Below are 6,396 nucleotides of genomic sequence, written 5' to 3' on the forward strand. Positions count from 1 at the left end.
CATGCTTCCTCCTTAAACGTCTTCATCCGTCAGTTCAATATCCAAGCCCAGCTCATCGCGCAGCTTGGTATAGCCTTCCTTTTCCAGGCGCTTGGCCAAATCCGGCCCGCCTTCAGCCACGACCCGGCCGCCCATCATGACGTGAACCTTGTCAGGCACCACGTAGTCCAAAAGGCGCTGGTAGTGGGTGATCATCAAGGCGCCGAAGTCCGGCCCCCGCAAATCGTTGACCCCCTTGGAAACTACCTTCAAGGCATCGATATCCAGGCCGGAGTCGATCTCGTCTAAAATTGCGAACTTGGGCTTGATCATCAGCATCTGCAAGATCTCGTTGCGCTTCTTTTCCCCGCCGGAAAAGCCCTGGTTCAAGTAGCGCTGGGCCATTTCAGCCTTCATGTCCAAAAAGTCCATCTTTTCATAGAGCTCTTGGAGAAATTCCCGGGCCGAGACTGGATCGCCTTCCGGCCGGCGGGCGTTCAAGGCTCCCCGGATGAATTCGGCGTTGCTGACGCCGGGGATTTCAGCCGGGTACTGCATGGCCAAAAAGAGGCCGGCCCGGGCCCGCTCGTCAACTGGCAAATCCAGCAGTTCTTGCCCATCCAGCTTGACAGACCCCTGGGTCACCTTATATGCCGGGTTGCCCATAATGGCTTCTGACAGGGTTGACTTTCCCGTCCCATTTGGCCCCATAATGGCATGGATCTCTCCGGTTTTAAGCTGGAGGTTGACCCCTTTGAGAATCTCCTTGCCGGCAATTTCTACGTGCAAATCAGTGATTGCTAACTCTGACATGACTCACCTCAACTAATTATCTACAAAATTTAGTGTCACGTCTATTTATAGCACACAAGACCTAGTGGTTACAGAGGACAAAAGGAGAAATATGCGATTTTTTAAAAGATTGCAAATCAGCAGAAAAATATCCGACTTTTTTCAGAAAATAAGCAAGTGATTTGACAAATCTTTTTAGCCTGCTACAATAGCTAAACATAATCAAGCAGTTATGGAAAGGAACTCTGTCAACCGTGAAAAAACGTCAAAAAAACGACTTTGCCAAAGAAATCCAAGTCAAGCCTTTTAACGAGCTCTCTGCCCGGGAGGTCTTCTGCCTGTCCAGAATCCGCGATGACGTTTTCGTCGCCGAGCAGGAAATCACGGTTCCTGAACTGGATGACCAGGACCTTTCCGCTTATCACGTTTTCCTTTTAAACGAGGACAAGAGCAATGCCCTGGCCGCCGCCCGCTTCTTTAACGAAGAAGGCCGCTTTTACATCGGCCGGGTCGCCGTGCAGAAAATTGCCCGCCACCGCGGCATCGCCAGCCAGCTTTTAAAGGCCATTGAGAACTATGTCTTGGAGAACGATTTGACCCAGGAGCTTTACCTCCACGCCCAGGCCAGTGCCCGGGACTTCTACCTGGCCAATGGCTACCACGATGTTGGCCCCGTCTTCATGGAAGCCGGCATCCCCCACCAAATGATGGCTAAATCCCTCGCCTAAGCAGCCGCAAGGCTGCTTTTTTCATGCAAAAAACTGCCCCGGGAAAGGTCCCGGAGCAGTCTGGCGATTTGTGAGTTAGTAAAGAAAGTTTTATTAAATAGAGGAGTAAAAGTAAAAGATTTGGATTAAAGAGTAATGTTAAAAATGGTAAAAATCATAGCGCCGCGCGTTAGTTAAAGACAATTTCTTGCGCGTCGTCACCCGCCTCTACAGGGCGCGGGTCGACATCCTTGACTTCTTTGAGCAGGTCCATGTTGGTGTAAACCACCATGACCGTGTTGTCCAAGCCGTGGTCAGCAACTGCCTTGATGTCCATTTCAGCCAGTTTGTCGCCGGCCTTGACAGAATCGCCTTGATCGACGAAAAGCTTGAAGGGTTCCCCTTTCAGTTCCACCGTGTCGATCCCCAAGTGGATCAGGACTTCCAGCCCTTCAGCCGTCTTGATGCCGATGGCGTGCTTGGTTGGAAAAAGAGTGGTAATGGTCCCGGAAACCGGGGCAACTACTTCCTGGCCGGTCGGCTTAACGGCAAAACCGTCGCCCAGCATCTTTTGGGAGAAGACGTCATCGCTGACTTCGGACAGGGGAATCAGATTGCCCTTGATGGGCGCCTTGACTTCATTGCCTTTTGACTTGGACTTTTTAAAGAAATTAAACATGAACATCACCCTTTCACCGCTCTAAAGGCGAGAACTACATAGAATACAAAACAAATTACGAATAAAGAAGCAATCAAGTAGGTCAAGGACAGCAGCTGGCTCGGCTTTACCTTGCTCTCTTCAGGCAGATCTCCTCCCCGCCGCAGGGCAAAAATGGCGAAGAGAAGGCAGAACCAGTTGCCAACGATCAGCTGGGTCCACAGCTGCAGCTTCATGAACTTCATGTACTGGCGCCGGTCGGCCAAGAGGGCCCCGCCGTCAATCCAGCAGAGGTAGCCCAAGAGGAAGTCACCGGCTGCCACGATGATTGACACCGTGGTCGCGGGACTGGCCGCGATGAAGTCAGTGATTGTCTGCTTGGCCGCCCCGGCCCGCAGCTGCAAAAGCAGCAGGTAGGCCAGCGGGGCAAAAAAGAGGACAAAGGTGTAGATCTTTAAAATTCTTTTCGGCGTCAGACCTGCTGACTTGGTCAACCTGTCCAGCCAATTCAAAGCTTTCTCCTGCATTATTCATCCTCTTTTCTCAGCCACTCGCAGTAGCCGTTAATTAATAAATCAATCATTATGTAAGCCGGACTAAAAGCCCAGTTCTTGGTGCTGATGCTCTCATGGAAGAGACTTGGCTGGAAAAAGAGACTGTAGTCAGACAGGCTGGCCAGCCGGCTCTCCTTGATGGTCGTCAGCGAAGTAATCGTCAAATCTGCGTTGACCAGGTGCAGCTCTTCTAGGAGCTGGCACAAGTCGGGATCTTCCCCGGAGAAGGAAATCACGATCAATTGGTCATGATCTTGCAGCCAATTCTTCGACATCTTCAATTCACTAATAGCTGACGGCATGATGACCGTCGGCTTGCCCACATTCACCAACAGCTGGTTGGAGAGATAACTGGCGATTGACGCCTGCTGCCAGCCGGTGGTGTAAATGTAGATATTTTTCGTCCGGTTTAAGGTCGAATAGAAGCTTTCAAAATCCAGAGTTCTGAAATAGCTGAGCTCTGAACGGAGATTTTTGACCAGGCGCTCGGCAAAGGTATCCTGTTGCTTGACCATTTGCTTCTCCCCCTTGGAAAAATCCGCCAGCTCGTATTTCAATTCACTGTAGCCACTTAGACCGATCTTCTTGCATAAGCGAAAAATGGCCGATTCTGAAACATAAAGTTTCTTGGCCAATTTCGCCAGACTGAGTTCGCTGCATTCAGCAGCATTGTTCAGCAAGTAATTCAAGATCTTCTTATCCGATGGATTGAGATCGCTTGATTTATCCACGATTCGTGCTTTTAGTCCTGCCATAAAAGTCTCCTCTTGCTAACTTGTTGACGTTTTCACCTAGTTAACAGAATAGCACTTTTACGCTTTCAGACCAATTTAAAGGGCTTACACTACTTACATAATTTCTTTCATTTTATCGACAACCCGTTCAGCTTCCAGGCCGACCACGATGTCGATTTCCTGGTCATCCCGTCTTTCAACGGCGCTGGCCCCGACCTTCTTGAAGTCGTCGTCAGCAGCGACCTTCTTAGTGTCAAAGACGTGGGCTCTTACTCTGGTTGAGCAGGAGGTCAAGTCCTTGATGTTGCTTCTGCCGCCCAGCAGGTCCAGGTAGCCGGTAGCCTTTTCTTCATCAGGATCGGCTTCGGCCTTGGCAACGGTGTTGCCGCTGTCGGCAATGATGCTTTCAATTCTTTCCAGAACTTGGGCAACGTCCAGACCAACGATGACCTGGATGGCTGAACCGTGACGGACAACCCCGACTGCCTGGTTCTTTCTGAAGGCAGCGTCGGCACCGACCTTGTCAGGGTCCTTGACAGTTACCCGCAAACGGGTAGCGCAGGAAGTGATTTCAGCAATGTTTTCCGGTCCGCCCAAGAGAGTCGTGTAAGCCGTAGCTCTGGCGATGTATGGGTCAGAGGAGTTTTGCCCGGCAGCTTCAGCTGCTTGTTCAGCGGCCTTGGCTTCCTTGTATTGCTTCTTGTTCATCAGCTTGACTTCCTGGTCGTCGGCTTCCCGGCCTGGAGTAGCGTAGTTGAACTTGACGATCATGAAGCGGAAGATGAAGTAGATGATAACGGCATAGATCAGACCAATGATGAATTGGGCCATGTAAGTGTGCCAGTGGTTAGCCCAGAGTGGCAGCCAGTTCATAGAAGCAATCCCGATGGCCCCGTCAGTCATTTGGCCGACAACGCCGAAGATGTACATGGTCGTGTTCATGGTTGCGGCCAGAACTGAGTAGACAACCCAGAGGATTGGAGCCGCGAAGAGGTAGGTAAAGTCAACAGGTTCGGTAATCCCGGCCAGGAATGAAGTCAAAGCAGCTGGCAAAAGCAAGGCTGAAGTCTGCTTCTTCTTGTTCTTCTTGGCGGTGTGGTAGAAGGCCAGGCAGATGGCTGGCACAAGGAAGACTTTTTCATTCCCGTAAAGCATGAAGCCCATGTTTGGAGCCAGGCTCTTCAAGCTCTTGGTGCTTTCGGCAAATTCAGTCAAGTGCTTGAGCCACCATGGCTGCAGCCCCCCAGCAACAACGGCTGGGCCGTATTGGAATGGAATGTAGACCAAGTGGTGCAGGCCGGTTGGGATCAAGACCCGGTTCAGGAAGTTGAAGATCCAAACCCCGATCAAGCCGCTGGAAGCCATGAATTCCTGCAAAGCAGTGATACCCATTTGCACCTTTGGCCAGATAAGGCAGGTCAGGAAGGCAACTGGGAACATAGCCACGAAGCCCAGGATGACAACGAAGGCTGAGCCCTGGAAGGTACCCAGGAAGTCCGGCAACTTCTTGTCAAAGTAGCGGTTGTGCAGCCAGACAACGATACCGGCGATGACCAGGGAACCAACAATACTGGTGTCCAGGGTCTTGATCCCGGCAATCATGGTCAAACCATTGTTGGTTGAGTTGGCTACGATCTGGGTCTTGACGTAGTCCTTAAGGCCGAAGAAGGCGCCCCAGTGGGTCAGGAAACCAGCGATAAAGTAGTTGAAAGTCCAGTAGGTAACGATGGCTTCCATGGCTGCCCGCCCGTGGGCCTTCTTAGCCAGCCCGATTGGCAGGCCGACCACGAAGAGCATGTCGACTTGGTTAAAGACGGTCCAGCCACCTTGTTGAACGGTGTCCCAAAGACCGTACCAGAAGGTATTGGTGTTTGCCAGCGAGCCAAAGATCAACGGGTTGTTGAACAGGCTGGTTAAGGCAACCACGATACCGGCGAAAGAGAAAAGCAGGACAGGCACGAACATAGCCGCCCCGAATTTCTGCAGTTTCTGCATCATAAGCAATCTTCCTCCCTTGCTGCTTATTGCAAGTATCTTGCTTGTTGTTTCTTATTTCAATTCATTCTGACTACTTCAAATCCGGCCAGTAAGGCTTGTTGACGACCATCATGTCGTCCAGGATCTTCTTGGCAACGCTAGCGTCTGGAACAGTCTTGTTCAAGGCAAAGGCCTGCAGCATCTTGATGTAGGACTTTTGCTCATAAGCATCAACAACAAGCTTTTCGCAGGTAACTTGTTCCATCATCAGACCTAATTGGAAGCGGCCGGCTTCACCAACTACCAATGGTTGCACGCCGTCTGAGCCAAAGAGGCAAGGCACTTCAACGATGGCGTCGTCTGGGAAGTTGCTGATGGCCCCGTTGTTCGGGATGTTGGCCAGGTACTTCTCGTGGGTGTTGAAGGCAATCGCGTGGCAGATGTCAATGATGTAGTTGGAGTGCACTTCGCTTTCCCAAAGGTTGCCCTTGGCCGTGCCTTCCTTGACGATCCGGGCACATTCACCGAAGACGATCTTTTGCCGGTATTCCAGGATTTCATCGGTTCTGGTATAGTGCGGGTTGGCGTTTTCCACTTCGTATTGCGGGAAGTAGTAGTACTGCATGTAGTTGTTTGGCAGAGTCGTCGGGTCCAAGGCGTAGCAGTCAGCAACCTTCTTGAAAGTTGCGACCCAGCTGGCTTCAGTTTCCTTGTCGAAGTCTCCGCCCACATAGTAGCCGTTCTTCTTGACATAGTCTTTCAAAAGCGGCATCAGGTCTTCCCCGGTCTTCTTGTTGGTGACGCTCTTCCACCAGCCGAAGTGGTTCAAGCCGTAGTAGGTAAAGTCGAGGTCCTTGAAGCTCTTGAGCCCGGCAATGGCAGCCATTCTGCCCATGTCATCGATTGGCATGTCGCAGATGTTGACGACCTTGGAGTTCGGGCGGAAGCGCCGGCAGGCTTCAGAAACAATCGCGATCGTGTTGGAGTAGTTGACC

General features: G+C 51.3%; 7 protein-coding genes. 1 reads left to right on the plus strand and 6 read right to left on the minus strand.

Annotated features, from left to right (window positions below):
* Nucleotides 1-12: 12 nt before the first annotated feature.
* Entirely contained in the window at nucleotides 13-792 is a 780-nt protein-coding gene (sufC, locus tag ACI32D_RS07125; protein WP_439775891.1) for a Fe-S cluster assembly ATPase SufC, read from the minus strand.
* Between the two features lie 233 nt (nucleotides 793-1,025).
* On the opposite strand from sufC, the gene ACI32D_RS07130 reads away from it, so the two are divergent.
* Nucleotides 1,026-1,499, plus strand: coding sequence for a GNAT family N-acetyltransferase (locus ACI32D_RS07130; protein WP_439775892.1), 474 nt, complete (start codon nucleotides 1,026-1,028; stop codon nucleotides 1,497-1,499).
* Between the two features lie 169 nt (nucleotides 1,500-1,668).
* On the opposite strand, the gene ACI32D_RS07135 is transcribed toward ACI32D_RS07130, so the two are convergent.
* From ACI32D_RS07135 to ACI32D_RS07155, 5 genes are all read right to left on the minus strand, one after another.
* Complete coding sequence (locus ACI32D_RS07135; protein WP_439775897.1) at nucleotides 1,669-2,157, minus strand: PTS sugar transporter subunit IIA; 489 nt, start codon at nucleotides 2,155-2,157, stop codon at nucleotides 1,669-1,671.
* 5 nt (nucleotides 2,158-2,162) lie between these two features.
* The gene (locus ACI32D_RS07140; protein ID WP_439775893.1) at nucleotides 2,163-2,663 is read right to left on the minus strand and encodes a hypothetical protein; all 501 of its coding nucleotides are present in this window, start codon (nucleotides 2,661-2,663) and stop codon (nucleotides 2,163-2,165) included.
* Entirely contained in the window at nucleotides 2,663-3,445 is a 783-nt protein-coding gene (locus tag ACI32D_RS07145) for a MurR/RpiR family transcriptional regulator (RefSeq protein ID WP_439775894.1), read from the minus strand. Before ACI32D_RS07145 ends, ACI32D_RS07140 begins: the two co-directional genes overlap by 1 nt.
* A 93-nt stretch (nucleotides 3,446-3,538) precedes the next feature.
* On the minus strand, nucleotides 3,539-5,422 hold the full coding sequence (locus tag ACI32D_RS07150; protein WP_439775895.1) for an alpha-glucoside-specific PTS transporter subunit IIBC: 1,884 nt from the start codon (nucleotides 5,420-5,422) through the stop codon (nucleotides 3,539-3,541).
* A 70-nt stretch (nucleotides 5,423-5,492) separates the two neighbouring features.
* A partial coding sequence (locus tag ACI32D_RS07155; protein WP_439775896.1) for a 6-phospho-alpha-glucosidase occupies nucleotides 5,493-6,396 on the minus strand: 904 nt, incomplete at its 5' end.

It is taken from the genome of Lactobacillus sp. (assembly GCF_051873315.1).
In the GTDB taxonomy this organism is placed as follows: domain Bacteria; phylum Bacillota; class Bacilli; order Lactobacillales; family Lactobacillaceae; genus Lactobacillus.